Raw genomic sequence first — 22,397 nt, 5'->3', positions numbered from 1 at the left:
ATTAAGCTTCTGCAAGCATTTTTTCTCCAGCTTCGATAGCTTCTTCGATAGTTCCTTTAAGGTTAAAAGCAGCTTCTGGTAAGTGATCTAATTCACCATCCATAATCATGTTAAATCCTTTGATTGTTTCTTTAATATCAACTAATACACCAGGAATACCTGTAAATTGCTCAGCTACGTGGAAAGGTTGAGATAAGAAACGTTGAACACGTCTTGCTCTACCTACAGCCATTTTATCTTCTTCAGATAATTCTTCCATACCTAAGATGGCAATAATGTCTTGTAATTCTTTATAACGCTGTAATAACTCTTTTACACGTTGTGCACAATCGTAGTGATCGTCACCTAAGATATCAGCAGTTAAGATTCTTGATGTAGAATCTAACGGATCTACCGCAGGATAGATACCTAACTCAGCAATCTTACGAGACAATACTGTTGTTGCATCTAAGTGAGCAAAGGTAGTCGCAGGAGCAGGATCGGTTAAATCATCTGCAGGTACGTAAACCGCTTGTACAGATGTAATAGATCCCTTCTTTGTTGATGTAATACGTTCTTGCATTGCACCCATCTCGGTTGCTAATGTTGGTTGGTAACCTACCGCAGAAGGCATACGACCTAATAATGCAGATACCTCAGATCCAGCTTGTGTAAAACGGAAGATATTATCTACGAAGAAAAGAACGTCTTTTCCTTGTCCGTCACCAGCTCCATCACGGAAATATTCTGCTATAGTTAATCCTGAAAGTGCCACACGAGCACGAGCTCCAGGAGGCTCATTCATTTGTCCGAAAACGAAAGTTGCTTTAGAATCTTTCATTGCAGATTTATCAACTTTAGATAAATCCCATCCGCCTTCTTCCATAGAGTGCATAAAGTCATCACCATATTTGATAATACCAGATTCTAACATTTCACGAAGTAAATCATTACCCTCACGAGTACGCTCACCTACACCAGCAAATACTGAAAGTCCACCGTGTCCTTTAGCAATGTTATTAATTAACTCTTGAATCAATACTGTTTTACCTACACCAGCACCACCAAATAAACCAATCTTACCACCTTTTGCATAAGGCTCAATTAAGTCGATTACTTTGATACCAGTAAATAAAACTTCTGTTGATGTTGATAAATCTTCAAATTTAGGTGCTTGTCTGTGGATTGGTAAACCGTTATCACCAGATTTCGGTAAATCTCCAATACCATCAATTGCATCTCCAATTACGTTGAAAAGACGTCCGTAGATATCTCCACCAATTGGCATTTGAATAGGAGCACCAGTTGCAGTAGCTTCTGTACCTCTACTTAAACCATCAGATGAATCCATCGCAATAGTACGTACAGTATCTTCACCAATGTGAGATTGTACTTCTAGTACTAAAATAGAACCATCAGCTTTTTTAATTTCTAGAGAATCATAGATTTTTGGAAGTTCAGCGCCAGCTCCGAATTCAACGTCGATAACTGGACCTACTATTTGTGCAACTTTACCTGTAACTTTTGACATTACTTATGTATTTAATGTTTAGATATTTCGATTGCTAAAAACATTCGTTTTTCGCGCTGCAAAGATATATCTTTTAATTTAAAACTAAAGTAAATTTTAATGCTTTTTTATGTATAAAAAAACACCTCCATTTTGAAACATCAAATAGAGGTGTTTTTTAATTATAGTTTGTCTTTTTTTTATTGCAATGCAGGCGAGTAATTTGTTGGGTATTCGCCAACATCTACAAAATTACCAGAAGCTTCAAAATTTGATCCATAAGTGGCATCAATTGCTTTCATAAATTCGTTTGCTAATAAAGCATATCCTCTAGCAGTTGGGTGAACTCCATCTAAAGAAAATGCACCTCCAGTTACTAAACTAGATGTTAAGATAAAGTCCCCAGTTGCAAGTCCGCCATTAGCTAATTGATTAAGTAAAGCATTAGCATCTACAAATGCTAAACCAGCTTGGCTAGCACTAGCAGCGATAGTCGCATTAAAACCAGAAGTTGCTTGTGCAATTTCAGCTTGCTCTGTTGGTAATAATACCCATTTGTCTTCTAGAGGTAATGATACACCTTCTACAGCAAATTGACCTGCTAAAGTAGGTGGTAATCCTTGCGTACCTAAAAATGCAGCAAAGTCTTCATTAACTGTTCCAATAATAGAAGAACTTGGAAGTACCATTAAGTCATCTGGAGTGGCTTGTCTAGCTTGTCCGTAAACAAATCCTAACAAACCAGCGACTTGAGGAGCTGCAGCAGCAGGCAATCCAAACGATTGTACAAAGGCAGGGAATGTTGGACTCGCGTTCAATACACCAGTAATTTGAGCAGCTAGATCCATTAAACTCTCGTCTCTAATCACAACAGGACTTGCTGCAGTTTCAGAAAAAACGATTTGACGATCTGTTGCATTTGGAATTCCTTGACTTTCTAAGAAAGCAAATACCTGATTGATTTGACCGAAAATTCCATTTAGTGTTGGTATTTGCGGACCAAAACTTGGGTTCGATGGGTCAAGTGGGTCATGAGGTACTGTCGTAAAAAATGGTATAGAGGTCACATCAGGAATGTTGGCTACAACGCCCTGAGCACCTTGAGATGTTAACGTACTAATTAATGTGCCATAAGCAAAATCAAAAGTTCCTTGATCTGTTAAAGCGCCAGAAGCGCCACCAGAAGTTGCATACCCTAGTACATCATTGTTCCCAATCCATAATGAGAAAAATGATGGCGATTGTGCCATAGCTAATTCTAATATAGAAGCATCGGTATTTCCTGCTATTCTAATCGCATAAGGATTTGCAGCAGTAGGGAAATTTGCTAGGTTACCATAACCATTGGCAAGTAAGTGGAAACTTAATGCTCCCGGAACACCAAGATTGTTAAATGGTCCTGTTGGGTTGTTTAAAGCAAAATCGGTAGTAGACATTGCAGCAGGATTTAAACTTTCTAAAGGAACAGGCCCTGCACCTCCAAAAGCTAATCTAGGAGCGAATAATCGTTCACCAGTCACTGGATTTAAAACTGGGTTACCAGCTAAAATAAGACCTCCAACATTGTCACTGGCTAATGGTTGTGTGAAACTTCCGCCACCAACTAATGCAAACTGTTGCGATAAGGTATTAGGGAGTGAATTTTGTTGACCAGCAATAAACAGTGCGTTATCTGTAAACCCAGCTGTTAAAGAGTTTCCTAAAGCAACATAGTTTGATAAGTTTGCAGATCCAGCAGTTAAAGCGGGTAGTTCGACAGCTTCTTCAGTCATGTCAAAATCCTCTTCATCATTACAAGCTGTAAATCCAATTAGGACCGCAGATAATAGAATATATTTTATCGTTTTCATTATTGTAATTTTTATAAGTTATTAATCGTCCAAGATACGTAGTACATAGATCCAATAAATCCAGTACCAAAAGCAGTAAAGTATTCATCACCTGTTAAGTTAGTAGCACCAGCTTTAAATGATGATTTTAAACTAGGGACTCTATAATTTATTTGTGCATCTAAGACATGGAATTCTGGTACAACACCTTCTCCAAAAGTTGCTTCCCAGAAATAGTCATCACTAAATCTATAAGCAATGTTGAAACCGAAGTTTTTGAATAAATCAGTATGACCAAAAGAAGCTTTAAACTTATGCTCTGGCGTGTTAAAGTTTGTCATGAAATCTGGATTAGCAGCCTGATCAAAATCTTGTTTTGTGAAGGTATAACTTCCACCTAAATCAAAACCATTAAATACTTTAGTTGATAATCCAAGAGAAGCTCCATATGAATTAACATCAGCATCAGAGTTAGTATAAGTACTGTAAGCTTGAGAATCACCGTTTGCAATTGCGGCAACAGATAAAGATCCATCACCAACGGTTCCATATAATGGAGAGATCACAACTTCTTGAGAAATGAAATCCTTGTACTTGTTGTAATATGCGCTAAAGTCTACAATTAATTTATCGAATTTCCCTCTATAACCAGCTTCAAATGAAATCACTTGTTCTGGTTCTACCAAACTTGGGTTACCAATTTCAAGTGCTGCAGGGTTTCCTGACGCTTGAAGCGCCAACACAGAGCTTAATGTATAAGAATTATTATAAGCAGCTCCACCAGTTTGAGTTACTGTAGAAGGAATGCCTAAGGCTTGTCCTGCTGCACTAATAGAATAATCTCTAACATATCTTTCTAAGTTGTCAGGAGCTGCACCAACTAAAATAGCTCTACCAGCATCTAAACCAATAAATAAATCTTGAGTTGTTGGATTTCTAAATCCTGTTTGTACAGAAGCTCTTATGTTATGATTTTGATTAACTGTTAAACCTGCTGATAATCTTGGTGAGAAGAAACCGTCAAAAAATTCAGACTTATCATAACGAACAGATCCTGTTAATTTTAATTCCATGGTTTCATTGAGGTCAAATTCTTTTTGTATTTGAGTGTAAACCCCAAATTCGGAATAGTCAATAGGACCATCAGTATCTGTATAGATTGTTCCACCAGAATTTAAACTATAGCGTCTATAAGAACCACCTACTTGGATATTAGCAAAATCAGTCAGATGACTAAAATTGTAGTTACCATCGGCATGGTAATATTTAGAAGCATCTTGGAATTTTGATCCAGTAGTTAAATCTGGGTCATCGATACTTCTTTCAAATGCTGCTTGAAATTCAGGCGATCCTGGTTCAAAACGTCCAGATTCTGCTTGAGCCCTTGCAGCAGCATGTGCTTGTGCATCAGTTGCACCTCCTAGTGTTTGAGCTACATAAGTGTTAATATATTCTCCAAACCATTGTTCGTCACTTTTCCATGCTCTGTTAATGTTAATTCCTGTAAATACCATATCGTAAGAATCTCCTGCTTTATCTGCAACTAAATAACCTCTCAAGAAGAAATTGTCATTTCTAACTTCAAGTTTATGTTGTTCTTGGAAGAACCCATTAATATTATATCTATTTGTTCCTTGGTAAATTGTTGATCCAGTTCCAACCTTACCTACGTAAGATAGTTCTAAACTGTTATCTTCAATTGGGCGATAGTATAATCCCCAATCTGCTTTGATACTTTCGGCATTATAGTTCGTTAAGTCACGTTCGTTATAACCTGTTCTACTTACCGACACATCAGGTACGATACCTGCACCACCAGCTAATCCTCTAATATTTGCTGATACTTCGTCACCATAAACGTTAATACCATTATAGTTTATATTGGTAGCTCTTGTTCCACCAACCATATCATTATCGACCTCACTAGTTGCAGCCCAGTCTGTTCCTTTTAGGTAACCAAAGTTGATTTTAGCAGCGAATTTATCACTGAATTTATAGGCTGCTCTAAAGCCTAAATCTGTGTAATCGTTGTCTCCTGCAGACTCCTGAGATGTAATACCTTTTTTGATATAACCACTAATACCTTGGTGATCAAAAGGGTTTTTACTTCTCATAAACAAGATACCATTAAAAGCATTTGCTCCATAAAGGGCAGAAGAGGCACCAGGAAGAAGCTCGACACTTAGAACATCGGTTTCTGTCATACCAACCAAGTTACCTATTGGAAAGTTTAAGGCAGGAGTAGAGTTGTCCATTCCATCCACTAACTGCATAAATCTAGTATTTGCAAATGTGGCAAAACCTCTTGTGTTGATAGATTTAAATGTTAAACTGTTGGTGTTGACATCTACACCTTTTAAATCTTCGAGACCTCCGTAGAAATCGGCCGAAGCTGTATTCTTAATTTCTTTTAGACCAAAACGCTCTACAGTTACTGGTGATTCAAAAATTCGTTCTGGAGTTCTTGAAGCCGAAATAACGACTTCATCTAGAGACGTTCCTTCAATCATAGTAACATCTATGGTTTGAGGATTTGTAGTTACTTCTTTAGTAACGGTATCAAAACCAACACTACTTATTTGAATTGAAAAAGGAGGATCTTGATTGACTACTAAGGTGTAGTTACCATCAAAATCTGTAATCGCTCCAGTAGTCGTACCTACAACAAGGATATTGGCTCCTGCTAGAGGAATACCATTATTGTCAACGACTTTACCTTTAACTGTTGTTTGTGCAAAGGTAAATGCACAACAAAACAGCATCATAATCTTAAAAATTGTCTTCATTTTAGGGAATTAGTTAAATTTAGTAAAGCAATATAAATAATTAAATGATACTGAAATGAAAAAAATTAAAAAAAGTATGCATGCATAATAGTTTTTAACAAAAAAAACGAGTGTATTTTGAATATTTTATAAAACAAAAAGCTGAAAATGTGAATTTTACATTTTCAGCTTCAGTATATAAGGTAATAATTAAGGTCTTATTTATTCTACAGTAACCGCTTTTGCTAAATTACGAGGTTGATCAACATTTTTACCAAGCATTAAAGCAATATGATACGATAATAGTTGCAAAGGAATTGTAGTTAATAGAGGTGTTAACGACTCAATAGTTTCTGGAACTTCAATAACATGGTCGGCTAAATCTTTTACTTGTTTGTCTCCTTCAGTAACAATACCTATAATTTTTCCCTTTCGAGATTTTATTTCTTGAATATTACTTACCACTTTTTCATAATGTCCTTTTTTAGTAGCGATAACTACTATTGGCATATTTTCATCTATCAATGCAATAGGTCCGTGTTTCATTTCAGCAGCAGGATACCCTTCGGCATGTATGTATGAGATTTCCTTAAGTTTTAATGCGCCTTCGAGAGCAACAGGGAAATTGTAACCTCTTCCTAAGTATAAAAAGTTATGGACATCTTTATAGATAGCAGCAATACTTTTTACATAAGCATCAGACTCTAGTGCTTTTTTTACTTTTTCAGGAATCAACTCTAACTCTATCAAATGATGTCTATAGTCTGAACTTGATATGGTGCCTTTTGCTCTAGCTAAACGAAGTGCTATAAGAGTTAGTACTGTAATTTGAGTGGTAAATGCTTTTGTAGATGCCACACCAATCTCAGGACCAGCATGCGTATATGCTCCTGCATGAGTTTCTCTAGCTATGGATGAACCTACAACATTGCAAACCCCAAAGACAAAGGCTCCTTTAGATTTTGCCAATTTAATGGCGGCAAGTGTATCTGCGGTTTCACCAGATTGTGAGATCGCAATGACCACATCATTTTCGGTGATAACAGGGTTTCTGTATCTAAATTCAGAGGCATATTCTACTTCTACAGGAATACGAGCTAAGTCTTCAAAAATATATTCAGATACTAATCCAGCATGCCATGACGTACCACAAGCGACAACAATAATTCTGTGCGCGTTTAAGAATTTTTTCATGTTGTCTTCAATACCCGCCATTTTTATAATACCTTCATTAGAGAGTAGCCTCCCTCTAAATGTATCTAAGATAGCACTAGGTTGTTCGTATATTTCTTTTAACATGAAATGTTCATAACCACCTTTTTCAATTTGCTCAAGATTTAATTGAAGTTCTTGAACATATGGATCTACTAAAGAATCGTCTTTTATTTTTCTGATTTTTACACCTTTGTTGCGTCTAACAATAGCCATTTCTTCATCTTCAAGATAAATCGCATTTTTTGTGTATTCAATAAAAGGAGAGGCATCACTTGCTATGAAAAACTCATCTTCACCAACACCAATTGCTAGAGGACTTCCTAAGCGGGCCACTACAATTTCGTTAGGCTTGTTTTTATCAAAAACAGCAATAGCGTAAGCACCTACAACTTGATTTAAAGCAATTTGTACTGCTTTTCCTAGTTTGATGTTTTCATTCTTTTTAACGTCTTCAATGAGGTTAACTAAAACTTCGGTGTCTGTATCAGATTTGAAATTGTAACCTCTTTTAATTAATTCTTTTTTTAGCGACTCATAATTTTCTATGATACCATTATGAATAATTACGAGATCTCCAGAATTAGAATAATGTGGATGAGAATTGATGTCATTTGGGACACCATGTGTTGCCCAACGTGTGTGACCTATACCTAACGAACCATGAGTTGAGATTTCATTTTCCAGCCTTGTTTCTAAATCGGAAACTTTACCTTTAGTTTTAGACAACTTGATGTCTGTTCCGTCATATAGTGCGATACCTGCACTATCATAACCTCTATATTCTAATCGTTTTAATCCTTTCAGAATAATAGGGTAGGCTTCTCTATGTCCTATGTAACCGACAATTCCGCACATATTGATTTAGTTGTTTGGTTCAGTAAAAAATATTTCTAAATATAACTTTTTTTCTTCATTGGACGTGTTGTTTCCGAACAATACAGTGCTTCGAGGAGTAATAATTGAACTTACTGGCGTGCCTTCTTCAATATCGGTTCCATTAAGAACATCGAAAAGCAGGTTACTGTTTTCAAGGTTTATATTTCCTGAAACGGCTAAACCTAAGGCAACATTTGTAGAATCCCTTAGTAATAAGTTATTGATGTGCTCTGTTATTTTGATTTTATATTTAACACCATCTTGTGTTGGATCATCATCTACGCGTTGTAATCGTCCAAGGTGGTTGATTCTAGAGAACGTAGGAAAGGATGTGTTAGCATTGTCTAAGAAATAATCGGCAAGAGGTGTCCCATTGTTAGCATCATACATATATAATCGTTCTGGTTCATCACCATCTACGATAGATTGATTTACAAAGAATACAAGGTTAGCTTCATTGATTAGCTTTTTACTACTTACAAATTTACCTTCAGCATCTGTAACTACAAATTCATTTTTGAAGGCTTCGAATGCATTCTCATTAGTGTCGTCATCATCAATATCGTCTCCATTAAACAGTTTAATTTCTGCTACAGAACCTTGACCTCCTTTTAAAATCAAGTTTTCATCACCAGTGGTTTCATTTCCATCTGAAATTGTAAAATCGTTCGAAATAAAATTCACTCTGTTATCTCTAAAATTTAATGTGTATGTCGCATTAATAGGATCTGCTCCTTCAACATCACTATCTCTTGTATAGAAAATTGTAATATTTGAAGCAGGTGCTGTAATGTTCAAAAGAGACATATTTCCCTCACCATCTACGGCTTCAACTTTAAAGTAAATTCCTCTAAAATAATCATTGAAATTATTAGAATTACTCAACTCAGGTTCTCCTTCTTTGTCTATGATTTTCGTTCTCCAATATGTTGTATCAAGTTTTACTCTTAATGCAGGGGCAAGTCTATTAGTTAACTCACCTTCTTCATCTCTAAGTTCGATTTGTAATGGACTAGGAGCGAACTCATCGAAATCTAGATCTGTGTTTCCGTCTTCATCTACTAATAATTCTAAAGGCACAGCTTCCAATTGATTTGAATCAATTAAATCTATACCTGTGCTCATGTTAGCATAATAATTTTGAGGATCGCTAATTTCACCTGAAGGATCAAAGTCTCTTAAAAAATAATTACTTTCAAAAAGCGATAATTTAATCTTTCCACCACCAAATACAGAGTCTAACTCATAAATTGTTCCTCCATCATCATTAAGTTCAACTGGTCTACTAAAATATGGGATATTTAATACTACAGAGTCCATAACTACATTTTCACCAAATGTTGGATCTATAAGAGATGATTCTACTTCTGTAACAAAACTAGCTGTTGTAAATCCGCCATTAATATTATCCTTATAAATGCCTAACATGTTTATTGGTAGGCCATTTGTTTGAACAGGATCTAAAGACTTCGTATATGCTATCACATCAAAGTCTCTAGATGTTGTACTAAAATGTGTTGCATTGTCATCGTTGATAATATCTGAATCGATATCAGCAAAATCCTTATCACAAGCAATAAAAGAACTAATTAAAAGTGCTAATACTGCTATATTTCTTAAAGCAATTTTATTTTTTTTCATAAATGTGTTTACTAATCTAAAACTTTAGTATTGTAAAATTCTGTGTAGTGGTCAGCAAAATCCTCTAATGGGAAATAATCTAGAACTGGTTTATCGGCAGCACTTAGATAGGTATCAAGTTCTTTCGGTAATTCACTTGACCCTTTTATCAATGCATCAGAATGATCTATAGCAACTTTCATTAGGTTGGTATAAGTAGGGTTAGCTAAAGATTCTATTTTACTTTCGTCTACGTTGTCAAACTTCACTTTATTAATCATGTTTTTATCTAACGTTCCTTCAAAGCTTTGATTGTATACAGAAGTCACAATTTTACTTTCAGTGAATAAAGGTTCATTTTTATAAAACTCTTTAAGGTATAAAGGAAGTAAAGAAGCTAACCATCCATTAACATGGATAATGTCTGGAGACCAGTTTAATTTTTTTACAGTTTCAATGACACCTTTGGCGAAAAATATGGCACGCTCATCGTTATCATCAAATAATTTTCCATCTTCGTCAGTTAATGTTGCTTTCCTTTTAAAATATTCTTCATTATCTATAAAGTATACTTGAATTCTTTCTTTCGGAATTGATGCTACCTTAATAATTAACGGCATATCTAGGTCATTGATTACCAGGTTGATACCTGAAAGTCTGATAACTTCATGAAGTTGATGTCTTCTTTCATTAATATTTCCATAACGTGGCATAAATATTCGTATCTGTCCTCCTTGTTTGTTTACCATCTTAGGCGCTTCAAATGACATTGAAGAAATCTCAGTTTCTGGTAAATATGGTACAACCTCAGATGACACATACAATATTCTCTTATCTTTCATAAATTTATCGTTTTAGAAATTAAAAATAAAAAACATGCAAAATTACAAAAATTTATGCAGATTGCTAGTAAAATATTAAGTTTGCAGGCTGTTAAACTTTTGTTATTGTATGACTATTTTTAAAAATAAAACAGACTTAATAGCCTTTGTTGATACAATTAAGTCTGATAAGAAAACACTTGGTTTTGTACCTACGATGGGTGCACTACATCAAGGGCATGCTTCATTAATAATTGAAGGTTTAAAGCACAATGACTTTGTTGCCGTAAGTATTTTTGTGAATCCTACGCAATTTGACAACAACGAAGATCTTGTAAAATACCCCAGAACTTTGGACAGCGATGTTGAACTGCTTTCGAATATTTCCGAAGAAAGAATAATTGTTTATGCGCCTACAGTTGAAGATATTTATGGCAACGATGTGATTTCAACATCATTTTCCTATGATGGTTTAGAGCACGAAATGGAAGGTCGATTTAGAGATGGTCATTTTGACGGTGTAGGAACTATTGTGAAACGACTTTTTGAAATTGTGAGGCCTGATAATTCTTATTTTGGAGAAAAGGACTTTCAGCAACTAATGATTATTAAAAAATTGGTTGAAAAATATAATATTCCAGTAAAGGTTAACGGTTGTAAAATATTTAGAGCTAAAGATGGTTTAGCGATGAGTTCTCGAAATACCAGATTAAAACCAGAATATAGAGCAGCAGCACCGTTTATTTATAAAACGTTGAATACTGCCAAAGAAAAGTTTGGCACAAAAAGTGCCAATGCTGTTACAAAATGGGTGACCAAACAGTTTGCCGAGCATGATTTACTAGAATTAGAATATTTCATTATTGCTGATGTAAAAACCCTAAAAACAGTAAAACGAAAGTCAAACAAAAAATCATATAGAGCATTTATTGCAGTATATGCAGATGATATTAGACTTATTGATAATATCGCACTAAATTAATTATCTTTGCCTCATGCAAATTCAAGTAGTAAAATCTAAGATTCACAGAGTAAAAGTAACAGGTGCAGACCTAAATTATATTGGTAGTATCACTATCGACGAAGATTTAATGGAGGCTGCCAATATTATTCAGGGTGAGAAAGTTCAAATTGTTAATAATAACAACGGTGAACGTTTAGAAACGTATTGTATACCAGGACCACGAAATAGTGGTGAGATTACACTAAATGGTGCAGCAGCTCGTAAGGTAGCTGTTGGTGATACACTTATTCTAATTACTTATGCGTTTATAGATATTGAAGACGCCAAAGTGTTTAAGCCTTCTTTGGTGTTTCCTGATGAAGCGACTAATCTTTTAAAATAAACTTTTGGATAAAAAGACCGGCAAAATCCTAAAAATAACACTCCCCTTATTATTAGGAGTAGCTTTAGTTTGGTATTCTTTGAGCAAAATTTCTATTGAAGAACTCGTCACCTACTTTAAAAATGCTGATTATACTTACATAGGTCTTGGCTTATTTTTTGGCTTTTTAAGCCATTTGTCTCGCGCATATCGTTGGAAATTTATGATAGAACCAATGGGTTATACCTTGAGGTTGCCTAATAGTATTATGGCAGTGTTTGCTACGTATTTAGTAAACTACACAATACCAAGAGCAGGAGAAATTACAAGAGCGACGATTCTAACAAATTATGAAGGTGTTCCTTTTGAAAAAGGCTTTGGGACTATCGTTGCCGAACGAATTGCAGATATGGTCGTTATGCTTGGAATTATTGCCGTGACGCTTTTTTTAGAATTTGATTTTATCTATCAATTTTTTGCCGAACGATTCGACCCTTATAAAATTATAATAGGAATAATTGGCCTTTTGGTTCTGGCAACTCTTATATTTTTGTTTATAAAACGAAGTCAGTCAAAATTTGCAATTAAGGTGCGTACATTTTTAAATGGATTACTTGAAGGGATATTAAGTATCTTCAAAATGAAACATAAATGGGCCTTTATTTTTCATACACTATTTATTTGGGCCATGTATGTCCTTATGTTTTATATTACAACTTTAGCAATCCCTGAAACGTCTAACTTACCTTTGGCTGCTATTTTGATAGGGTTTATTTCTGCGAGCTTTAGTATTGCTGCAACTAATGGTGGAATTGGATCGTATCCAGTTGCTGTATATGCTGCTTTTTCAATTTTTGCGATTGCCAAAGAACCTAGTATTGCCTTTGGTTGGATTATGTGGTCATCACAGACCTTTATGATCATTGTTTTAGGAGGATTATCCTTAATTTATCTACCAATTTATAATAGAATTAAATAATTTTTTACCTTGCTTTATTATTAAACCTAGCTTGTCATGAATAAAACTATCTTATTTATATTATGTGGACTGTTCTTTAAAACGGCCACTTCACAAGTCATTTACGAGACCATAGAGTCTTCTAAATTAGGAGAATCTCGAGATATTAAGATTCAGTTACCAAGAAATTACGATCCTGAGGGTGATATTCTATATCCTCTTATTGTTGTATTAGATGGGGATTATTTATTTGAACCTATGATTGGAAATACAGACTACCATTCGTATTGGGGAGATATGCCAAGGTCTATTGTTGTTGGTGTTAATCAAGCAAAAACTAGAGACGAAGATTTATCCTTTAGTGTAGAAACTAATTTCCCCTCTGATGAAGGTGGTGCGCAATTTTTCGAATTTATTGGTATGGAGTTAATACCATATATAAATGACAATTACCTAACCTCTAATTTTAGAATCGTTGCTGGGCATGATCAAAGTGCAAATTTTATAAATTACTGGTTATTTAAAGAGAAACCACTATTTAGAGGCTATATTGCTTTTAGCCCAGATTTATCACCAGAAATGGTGAATAGATTACAAGAACGCTTATCGACCACAGAAGAAGATACTTTTTACTATTTGGCAACTGCCGATAATGATGTGAAAAGTTTACGAGAAGATATTTTGGCATTGAATACAGCATTAAGTGCCATTGAGAATCAAAAACTACATTATCGATTTGATGATTTTACAGATGCAGATCATTATTCATTAGTTGGTCTAGGTATTCCAAAAGCAGTCAATGAAATTTTCAGTTTATTTAAACCTATAAATCGAAAAGAATATAAAGAAAAAATGCTCACATTTGAAGGAAGTCCTTATGAATACCTTATGAAAAAATATGAGGATATTGAGTTTTTCTATGGATTTGAAAAAAAGGTCGTAGAGAATGATCTTAGAGCTGTTCTTGCTGCAAGCAAAAAGAAAAATGATGAAGAATCACTTAAAAACTTATCAAAATTAGCAAGAAAAGAATATTCAGAATCTATGATTAGTGCCTATTACTCAGGTCAGTATTATGATTTTATAGGAAGTACTAAAAAGGCACTTCAAAGTTATCAATCAGGTTTATTACTTGAAGAATCAGAGTTTATATCTAAGGATATGTTATTAGACTTAATTTATGATATTCAAGATCAGGATTAAATAAAATTGTGCATTTCATCGAATAAATTGGCATTTTAACTTAATTTGGGTATATTTACAATCCCTAAATTAACCTACTTAAGATGAAAAATGCCTTACTTTTTGTCATCTCTCTATGTTTTTGTGCTCAAATATCTGCACAAGTTATTTATGAGAAATATGAATCTAGAAAATTAAACTCTACAAGAGATTTAAAAATAAAGCTTCCAGATAATTATGATCCTGAATCTGAGCTTAAACACCCAGTTATTATTGTATTTGATGGAGAATATTTATTTGAACCTGTATGTGGTCAAGTGAGTTTTCAAACACATTTTGATGAAATGCCAGAGTCGATTATAGTTGGTATTGTTCAAGGTAAAGAGCGTTTCTACGACAGTTACTTTGATGAGGTGTCTGGATTGCCTTTTGAGTCTGGAGATCGTTTTTACAAGTTCGTAGATCAAGAGTTAATCCCATACATAGATGCCAATTACAATACCAGCAAGTTTAAAGTTGCTGTAGGCCATAATCTTATGGGTAATTTTATCAATTCATTTTTATTTCACGAAAAGCCAGTGTTTCAAGCTTACATTAACATAAGTCCTGACTTTAAAGGAACTATGAGTCAAAATGTAGCAACACGATTAGAATGGCTTGAGGATGACATATTTTATTATATGGCAACTTCAGATAAAGACATAAAATCTATTAGAGATATTGTTAGAGAGACAGACCTTAGCTTGAAAGCTTTAGATAATCAAAAGCTAACGTATTATTATGATGAACTTAAAGGCGATTCTCACTATCAATTAGTTACTGGTGCATTGTCAAAGGCAATGGATCGAATTTTTGAGCTGTACAAGCCTTTAGATGAAAAAGAGCTCAAAGAAAAAGTGTTTCCTTACGATGGGACATTAGACGATTATATTGTAGATAGATATAAACGTATCGATGATTTATTTGGAATTTTTAAGCCCATTTCAGAAGTAGAGCTTCAACAACTGATTACTGTTGCTGAAGAACGCGAGGACTTAGAATCGGTTTATAAAATTGGGAAATTAGCAAATAAATTAAACCCTAATTCATCATTTGGCACCTACCATATGGCCTTATATGCTGAGAAATTAGGAAAAACAAAAAAAGCAGTCAAATTGTACGAATCTGCTCTTGCCCTTGAGGATATGGCTCATATAGACCGCGAGTTCATTATGTCACATGTAGAAGGGTTAAAAGTGGTTGAAGATGATACAGAAACAGAAGATGATGAAGATGAAGAAAACTAAAATAAGTATATATTCTACAGACTATTTCTTTGAGTGGCTTTATCGTAAAATAAAGAAATTCTTATTTTCTAATATACCGTCAAAAGCTATAGCCGTAAAAATGTTAGCGCTCATTAGTTGGTTTAAAGATATCAACTAAAAATAGTTTAATTTAGCTGAAATTTTAATTCAAATCTTTCCGTATGTCTTCGGAAAATGAATATGGCTAAACTGAAAACGACTTTTTTTTGCCAAAATTGTGGCTCCCAATATGCCAAATGGCAAGGCCAATGCACATCCTGTAAAGAGTGGAATACCATTACTGAAGAGGTTATTCAAAAACCCGAAAAAAGTGATTGGAAAACACCGTCCAATGCATCAAAACGTATTTCAAAACCACTCAAAATAAATGAGATAGACACCTCTCAAGAGGCTAGATTAAATACGATGGATGATGAGTTTAATCGTGTGCTTGGAGGCGGTATTGTCCCTGGGTCTTTAACGCTTTTAGGGGGTGAACCTGGAATTGGAAAAAGTACATTATTACTACAAATTTCATTAAAACTACCTTATAAAACATTATATGTTTCGGGAGAGGAAAGTCAAAAACAAATAAAAATGCGAGCCGAACGCATTAATCCAAGTGCTAATACTTGTTATATACTTACCGAAACAAAAACTCAAAATATTTTTAAACAAATTACTACGCTTCAACCTGATGTGGTTATTATCGACTCCATTCAAACTTTACATAGTGATTATATAGAGTCGTCATCTGGAAGTATTTCACAAATTAAGGAATGTACGACCGAGCTAATCAAATTTGCTAAAGAAACGGCGACTCCAGTTATTTTGATTGGACATATTACTAAGGATGGAAATATAGCTGGACCTAAAATATTAGAGCACATGGTGGATACTGTCCTACAATTTGAAGGTGACCGCAATCATGTTTTTAGAATTCTTCGTGCTCATAAAAATAGATTTGGTTCTACAAATGAACTTGGTATTTATGAAATGCAAGGGTCTGGATTACGGGAAGTCTCTAATCCTTCCGAGATTTTAATTTCAGCTAAGGATGAAGAATTATCTGGGAACGCTATTGCTGCTACGCTTGAAGGTATGCGACCATTAATGATAGAGGTTCAAGCATTGGTGAGTACCGCAGTTTATGGAACACCTCAAAGAAGCGCTACAGGCTTTAATGCCAAACGTTTAAATATGCTACTCGCCGTTTTAGAAAAGAGAGCTGGGTTTAGATTAGGAGCTAAGGATGTGTTTTTAAATATTACGGGTGGGATTACGGTAGATGATCCAGCTATTGACTTAGCTGTGGTAGCGGCTATCTTGTCTTCAAATGAAGATGAGGCCTTGCAAAAAGACTTTTGTTTTGCTGCCGAAGTTGGCCTCTCTGGAGAGATTCGCCCTGTTCAGCGTGTAGAGCAACGTATTCTAGAAGCCGAAAAATTAGGTTTCTCAACTATTTTTGTATCCAAATACAATAAGATTTCATTAAAAAAGACATCCATTAAAATTCAATTGATTTCTAAAATTGAAGACTTAGTTGAATGGATTGTTTAGTGCTATAATTTACACATTATCTTTTTTTATGTCATTTGGTAGGTATTATTTGTGTTCGCCAATAGAAATTTCAAACTTGTCGTTATACCAACACTAAGTACTACATTATGAACAATCCAAATTTTGATTTTTTAAAGTCAAAATTTAATGTCTCTGAAGAACTATTTATGATTCTTCAAGGTCTTGCTGTGAAAAAAACGCTTAAAGCAGGGGAAAAGACAGCAAAACAAGGAGGTATGAGCACTAAAGTACTTTTCCTAACTTCAGGCTTAATGAGAGCTGTTCAAACCTTAGAGTCTGGAAAAGAGTTTACAAAAAACATATTTTCTCCTATAAGTTTTGTAGCACCATTCTCTTCTATTTTACAAAAGAAACCTTCTTTATTATGTTATGAAGCATTAACTGATTGTAAAGTTTTTGAAATTAATTTTCATGAATTTTTAAAACTAAGCCATACTAATGTAGAACTCAGTAATCTGTATAATAGGGTTTTGGAATACATTTTTATCATCTACGAAAAAAAGCAATTAGAGTCGATGTCCTTAAATGCAACCGAGCGTTATAAAATTCTAAAAAAACAGATACCAGATATTGATAATCTAATTGCGCAATACCAAATAGCATCTTATTTAAACATCACTCCAGTGCAATTAAGTAGAATTAGGAAAGCATTATAACGAAAATTAACATAGGTTAATTCATTTCTAAAGAATACTAACTACGTTTGCATATCAGTTGATAACTAAAAATAATCCCTAATTAATAGCAAACTGAAAAAAAGCGAGTGTCGTACAGACCTTGCTTTTTTTATTTATACACTTTTGGCTAATCTGCAAATAATGTTTTGTGTTTTAGGTAATTAAAAGTATAAAACTTCCCAAAAACAGGTGTTTTTAATCGGTATTTTAGGTATTTCATTATTGGCAAAATACACTTTATCGATTTTATTATTTGTTTATCGAATAAGACAAGGACTTGATTTTCACGTTTTCATACGAAGTACTATTATTGTGAAGTATTTTAAAACTAATCATAAGGTTTTAAGATATCTAAACTTCCCTCAAAGTTAAAATCCATTAGACTAAAATTTAAGTAGTACATAATTAAAATAGTCCCAAACTATAATATTATGAGAACAAAACTACTAATATGCCTACTAGCCATATTTTTTATATGTAATAAAAATATTGCCCAAAATTCAGATGTTCAAGTCACTGTAAAATGGGGAGGTGATTCGTTCGAAAATAAAGTTGAGATTTACAATACGGCTAACGATTTGATTGCCACTATTTGTGATGATAACCAATGCTACGTTTCAACTCAAGCAGGTGTCACAGATAAATATGGTGCAAAATTTGATTTAGGTTGTGTTACCAATGGTAATAATTACTATATCAAAATGTACGATATTGCCAATGATGGTTGGCAGAGTGCGTATATCACTGTAACAGTAGCTGGAGTGCAAGTTATTAATGACAATGGTGCCAGCGCTAATACAACTGGTTCAACCGTGTTTTTTAATGTATCTGGTGGTGACGCAACTTGTAATGCTCAATTAGATACAGATAAAGATGGTTACGCAGATTATTTAGATTATGATGATGATGGAGATGGGATTACCGATGGTGCAGAAAACCTTGGTCAAGATAGGTTCGAATGTACTTTACCAGAATTAAAATTCGAAAATGGAAGCTATGATGCGGCAGCAAGTACTGCTGCTGAAGGCCTAGTAGGTGCTGTATACAGATTTGGAAATGCCATTCAAGGATATGACGTTCTCATGGAAGTTACCGAAATGACCAATGCAACCATTGCAAACATAGATGTTGATACCGTAGATAATCCTACATACTTACAAACAGAACTAAACCTTTCGGGTGTAGGTACTCCCGGAGTAACATTTAAATTTACAGTTGTCAATTCTGGAACAACAACACCTTCAACGGAAATATTTAGAATTAATGGAATTACATGGGATTGCGATGGTAGTGGTAGTATGAAAGAATCTGTTATTTATTACAATCCTGCAGCATATGGAACAGAAAACCCTACTTCTTTGGAAGTTTTACCAGTTGGTAGTGATGTGCAAATTAGTGCTTCCGGATTGCAGGAAGGACCAGGTTTTTCAACATTGAAAGTATTAAGGGCATATTATCAGTTTATAGGTAATTCATTTACTATGAGAATGCAAGGAATCAAAACCGGCAGCTCAACTACGAAACGCCAATTTGGAATGTCTTTTACCCAATGTGAGTTTTTAGATTTTAATGCTAATTCATTAGTTATTATTACTGGAGAAGATTTTGATAAAGATGGAAAATATAACCATCTAGATTTAGATAGTGATAATGATGGTATACCAGATAATGTAGAAGGTCAAACAACTTTAGGATATGTGTCACCAACAGGGAGTGTTAGTAAGTTTGGTATAGATACAGCATATGGTGAAGGAATTATTACAGTAGATACTGATGATGATAACACACCAGATGTCTTAGATTTAGATACAGATAATGATAATATCCCTGATATTGAAGAAAACGGTATGGCCGATAGTATTTCTTCTTTTTCAGATGCTGATAATGATGGTTTAGATTTGCTATTTGAAGGCAGTAATACTAATGATCCCCTTGATGTTAATGATGATATTAATACGCCAGAATCTTCAGTATTACCAGATACCGATAATGATTTATATACAGGAGGAGATTTAGACTATCGTGATTTATTCAACACTAACCCACCACCTTCGGCTACGCTTGATTTTGATGGTGTAGATGATTATGTTGTTGGAGCTTCAGTGTTTTCATCAATAACTCAAACAGATACCGATGGTGTAACACTAATGGCTTGGATTAAAAGTGATTCTAATGCTTCGGATACTAGCGAAAAATTTGTCTTTGGAGAAGAAAACGCTATAGAGGTGTATATCACAGATAAAGAGATTCGCGCTACCATTAAGTTCGTTAAGTCAACTGGCGCAATTGCAAGTCGAACGATTTATAAATCTACTTTAGAGATAGAACGAAATGTATGGCGTCATGTCGCTGTAAAGGTGTCTTTTACTGATAATAGAGCATATTTGTTTTTGGATGGAGAGGAAGCATTTTCAACAAATTTAATTAACGCTGTGGCTTTTACAAGTTCTACGACATCAGATGAAGAAGTCTTTAGAATAGGAAATAGAGAAACACTTTTAGCATCAAGCTTTTTTAAAGGTGCGATTGACGAAATAAGAGTTTTTAATACAAATTTGACCGAAGAAGAAATTCAAACCATTGTATATCAGGAAATCGAAAATGTTGGTGGTCAATTAAAAGGAGCAATCCTAGAAAATACTATTAATAATATTGACTGGTCTAGTTTAGAGTTGTACTATCCACTTACCGATGTGAAAACAAACATCATTGAGGATCAATCTCCAAAAGGACGTGATGCTAAGATGTATAACATTACTACAATCCAAGAACAAACGGCTCCAATGCCTTTTGAAACAAAACAAAATGGAAGATGGGATCATAAAAATACGTGGTTGCATGGTGATGTTTGGTACATTCCAGGAGATGAAATAACACAAGCGGCTTCGTCTGGAGATGATGAACTAATAAGCTGGGGGATTTACCACATTAAAAATGATGTAAATCTTATAACATCATTAGACTCACAAGAAGGTATGCTAGCACTAGGGTTGATTGTTGATAGCAATAATGAATTCTCTGTTGGAGATAATAGTACAGACTTACAACTCAATGTTTCAAAATATTTAAAACTAGATGGAACTATAGATCTTTCAAACGATTCGCAATTAATTCAAGGATCTAATAGTGATTTAGTAACCTCGGCTACAGGTAAAATATTAAGACGTCAAGAAGGAAATTCAAGTGTATATTGGTATAACTATTGGTCGTCTCCAGTTGGTCAGTTAGGAGCTACCTCACTAGCAGATAATAATACCAATACGAACAACCCAAACAATTCAGATTATAGGCTAAATATGCTTAAAAAAGGAGATGGTAGTGCTGTAGAGTTTACAAGTGCTTACGATGAAGTTGGAAAAGTGAGTATAAGTTGGTTGTATTCTTATAAAAACGGAATTGAATATTGGGATTGGTCTGCTGTAACACCTACAAGTCCAGTAGAACCTGGAGTAGGTTATACTCAAAAAGGAACAGGAACTTCAGATCCGAACCAACAATTCATTTTTGAAGGAAAACCAAATAATGGTACCATTTTAATTGATGTTATTGATACTGGCGGAAATGGATCAGTACCTGCGGTATCTAAAACCGATTATTTATTAGGAAACCCTTATGCATCTGCTTTAGATATTCACCAATTTATTGATGATAATGCTGGTGTTATTGATGGAACATTACAATTATGGCAACAGTGGAGCGGAACATCACATAACTTAGACGAGTATGATGGAGGTTATGCTCAGGTTAATAAAATGGGATCGGTTAGAGCATATCAATTTGTTGGAATTGAAGGTGCTAATAATGGAAGTCAGGATGGAACAAAAACACCAACTAGATATTTGCCAGTTGGACAAGGGTTTATGACTGAAATTGTTGCCGACGGAACTATTGAATTCAATAATGGTCAGAGAGTCTTTAAAAAAGAATCTGATTACGCAGGTAACTATAATAATGGTTCAATTTTCTTCAGAAATGCAAATACTGAAGAGGATAGTTCAATTTCAGATCAAACTACAGAAGAACCAATTATGCAAAAAGTTCGATTAGAGTTTAGTTCAGTAGATGGTCCTGCAACACGACGTGAATTATTATTAGGGTTTAGCAACTTTACATCAGATGATTATGACTATGGTTATGATGCTAAAAATGTAGATGAAAATGAAGATGATCTTAACTTGATTTTTGAAAATCAATTAATGACCATGCAAGCTTATAGTGCAATATCAGATGATAAAATAGTACCATTGTCGTTAAAGGCATCTGGAAGCTACAATTACAACATTAAAGCGACACAATTTGAAAATTTTGAAGAAGAACAAGCGATATACCTAAAAGATAATCTTACAGGAACGTACTTCGATCTTAAGTCTGATTTAGCTTATGAGTTTTCTTCTGATGAAGGTGAATTTAACAACAGATTTGAAATCGTATTTCAATCTGAAGAGGAGTCTTTATCTACCAATGATGATGACTACCAGTATAACCTCATTTATTTTAATAACGATTCAGATAAATTATTTGCTAAAGGATTGCAAACAGATGTCGACCAATTGATGTTTCTAAATATCTTAGGACAATCTGTAAGAGCCTATAAAAATCTTACGGCTCAAGAGTTAGATAACGGAATAGAAGTTTCAAATTTAAGTACCGGAACTTATGTGGTATATCTTAAAATGGGATCACGTGTAGAGACTAAAAAGATAATTATAAATTAAAAGAGCCCCTAATCCCGGCAAACCGCTGAAAAAAAGCAAGTGTCTTAATTGGCCTTGC

14 protein-coding genes are annotated in these 22,397 nt (G+C 34.4%); 8 read left to right on the top strand and 6 right to left on the bottom strand.

Annotated features, from left to right (window positions below; all coding sequences use genetic code 11):
- Position 1 precedes the first annotated feature (1 nt).
- The 6 genes from atpD to KWG70_RS02105 form a co-directional block, all read right to left on the bottom strand.
- Positions 2-1,510, bottom strand: coding sequence for a F0F1 ATP synthase subunit beta (gene atpD / locus KWG70_RS02130; protein ID WP_230934344.1), 1,509 nt, complete (start codon positions 1,508-1,510; stop codon positions 2-4).
- Positions 1,511-1,689: 179 nt separating this feature from the next.
- On the bottom strand, positions 1,690-3,339 hold the full coding sequence (locus tag KWG70_RS02125; protein ID WP_230934343.1) for an SGNH/GDSL hydrolase family protein: 1,650 nt from the start codon (positions 3,337-3,339) through the stop codon (positions 1,690-1,692).
- An 11-nt stretch (positions 3,340-3,350) separates the two neighbouring features.
- Positions 3,351-6,104 carry a TonB-dependent receptor gene (locus KWG70_RS02120; RefSeq protein ID WP_230934342.1) on the bottom strand — a complete coding sequence of 918 codons (2,754 nt, stop codon included), beginning with the start codon at positions 6,102-6,104 and terminating at the stop codon, positions 3,351-3,353.
- 201 nt (positions 6,105-6,305) lie between these two features.
- Positions 6,306-8,153 (bottom strand): glutamine--fructose-6-phosphate transaminase (isomerizing), encoded by a 1,848-nt coding sequence (gene glmS / locus KWG70_RS02115; RefSeq protein WP_230934341.1) that lies wholly within the window; start codon positions 8,151-8,153, stop codon positions 6,306-6,308.
- 6 nt (positions 8,154-8,159) lie between these two features.
- Positions 8,160-9,815: a DUF4270 domain-containing protein gene (locus tag KWG70_RS02110; protein ID WP_230934340.1), complete on the bottom strand. Its 1,656-nt coding sequence runs from the start codon at positions 9,813-9,815 to the stop codon at positions 8,160-8,162.
- 11 nt (positions 9,816-9,826) lie between these two features.
- A complete protein-coding gene (locus tag KWG70_RS02105; RefSeq protein ID WP_230934339.1) occupies positions 9,827-10,636 on the bottom strand; it encodes a glycogen/starch synthase in 810 nt (269 codons plus the stop codon).
- Positions 10,637-10,745: 109 nt separating this feature from the next.
- Between KWG70_RS02105 and panC the strand changes: the two genes are divergently transcribed.
- The 8 genes from panC to KWG70_RS02065 all read left to right on the top strand — a co-directional run bounded on the left by panC (position 10,746) and on the right by KWG70_RS02065 (position 22,339).
- Positions 10,746-11,597 (top strand): pantoate--beta-alanine ligase, encoded by an 852-nt coding sequence (panC, locus tag KWG70_RS02100; RefSeq protein ID WP_230934338.1) that lies wholly within the window; start codon positions 10,746-10,748, stop codon positions 11,595-11,597.
- Positions 11,598-11,610: 13 nt separating this feature from the next.
- Positions 11,611-11,961: an aspartate 1-decarboxylase gene (gene panD / locus KWG70_RS02095; protein WP_230934337.1), complete on the top strand. Its 351-nt coding sequence runs from the start codon at positions 11,611-11,613 to the stop codon at positions 11,959-11,961.
- 4 nt (positions 11,962-11,965) lie between these two features.
- On the top strand, positions 11,966-12,919 hold the full coding sequence (locus KWG70_RS02090; protein WP_230934336.1) for a lysylphosphatidylglycerol synthase transmembrane domain-containing protein: 954 nt from the start codon (positions 11,966-11,968) through the stop codon (positions 12,917-12,919).
- A gap of 36 nt (positions 12,920-12,955) precedes the next feature.
- On the top strand, positions 12,956-14,101 hold the full coding sequence (locus KWG70_RS02085; protein WP_230934335.1) for an alpha/beta hydrolase: 1,146 nt from the start codon (positions 12,956-12,958) through the stop codon (positions 14,099-14,101).
- 83 nt (positions 14,102-14,184) lie between these two features.
- The gene (locus KWG70_RS02080; protein WP_230934334.1) at positions 14,185-15,366 is read left to right on the top strand and encodes an alpha/beta hydrolase-fold protein; all 1,182 of its coding nucleotides are present in this window, start codon (positions 14,185-14,187) and stop codon (positions 15,364-15,366) included.
- A gap of 201 nt (positions 15,367-15,567) precedes the next feature.
- Positions 15,568-16,926 (top strand): DNA repair protein RadA, encoded by a 1,359-nt coding sequence (gene radA, locus KWG70_RS02075; RefSeq protein ID WP_230934333.1) that lies wholly within the window; start codon positions 15,568-15,570, stop codon positions 16,924-16,926.
- 107 nt (positions 16,927-17,033) lie between these two features.
- Positions 17,034-17,603, top strand: a complete 570-nt coding sequence (locus tag KWG70_RS02070; RefSeq protein WP_230934332.1) for a Crp/Fnr family transcriptional regulator — start codon at positions 17,034-17,036, stop codon at positions 17,601-17,603.
- A 452-nt stretch (positions 17,604-18,055) separates the two neighbouring features.
- A complete protein-coding gene (locus KWG70_RS02065) occupies positions 18,056-22,339 on the top strand; it encodes a LamG-like jellyroll fold domain-containing protein (RefSeq protein WP_230934331.1) in 4,284 nt (1,427 codons plus the stop codon).
- Positions 22,340-22,397: the final 58 nt, after the last annotated feature.

Source organism: Psychroserpens luteolus (assembly GCF_021032705.1).
In the GTDB taxonomy this organism is placed as follows: domain Bacteria; phylum Bacteroidota; class Bacteroidia; order Flavobacteriales; family Flavobacteriaceae; genus Psychroserpens; species Psychroserpens luteolus.
Note: the sequence above shows the minus strand (reverse complement) of the source record. Positions and strands in the feature narration are given on the sequence as shown.

Bases quoted from the DNA above. Each gene is read 5' to 3' on its own strand.
- atpD (WP_230934344.1), bottom strand. From the start codon at position 1,510: ATGTCAAAAGTTACAGGTAAAGTTGCACAAATAGTAGGTCCAGTTATC.
- KWG70_RS02125 (WP_230934343.1), bottom strand. From the start codon at position 3,339: ATGAAAACGATAAAATATATTCTATTATCTGCGGTCCTAATTGGATTT.
- KWG70_RS02120 (WP_230934342.1), bottom strand. From the start codon at position 6,104: ATGAAGACAATTTTTAAGATTATGATGCTGTTTTGTTGTGCATTTACC.
- glmS (WP_230934341.1), bottom strand. From the start codon at position 8,153: ATGTGCGGAATTGTCGGTTACATAGGACATAGAGAAGCCTACCCTATT.
- KWG70_RS02110 (WP_230934340.1), bottom strand. From the start codon at position 9,815: ATGAAAAAAAATAAAATTGCTTTAAGAAATATAGCAGTATTAGCACTT.
- KWG70_RS02105 (WP_230934339.1), bottom strand. From the start codon at position 10,636: ATGAAAGATAAGAGAATATTGTATGTGTCATCTGAGGTTGTACCATAT.
- panC (WP_230934338.1), top strand. From the start codon at position 10,746: ATGACTATTTTTAAAAATAAAACAGACTTAATAGCCTTTGTTGATACA.
- panD (WP_230934337.1), top strand. From the start codon at position 11,611: ATGCAAATTCAAGTAGTAAAATCTAAGATTCACAGAGTAAAAGTAACA.
- KWG70_RS02085 (WP_230934335.1), top strand. From the start codon at position 12,956: ATGAATAAAACTATCTTATTTATATTATGTGGACTGTTCTTTAAAACG.
- KWG70_RS02080 (WP_230934334.1), top strand. From the start codon at position 14,185: ATGAAAAATGCCTTACTTTTTGTCATCTCTCTATGTTTTTGTGCTCAA.
- radA (WP_230934333.1), top strand. From the start codon at position 15,568: ATGGCTAAACTGAAAACGACTTTTTTTTGCCAAAATTGTGGCTCCCAA.
- KWG70_RS02070 (WP_230934332.1), top strand. From the start codon at position 17,034: ATGAACAATCCAAATTTTGATTTTTTAAAGTCAAAATTTAATGTCTCT.
- KWG70_RS02065 (WP_230934331.1), top strand. From the start codon at position 18,056: ATGAGAACAAAACTACTAATATGCCTACTAGCCATATTTTTTATATGT.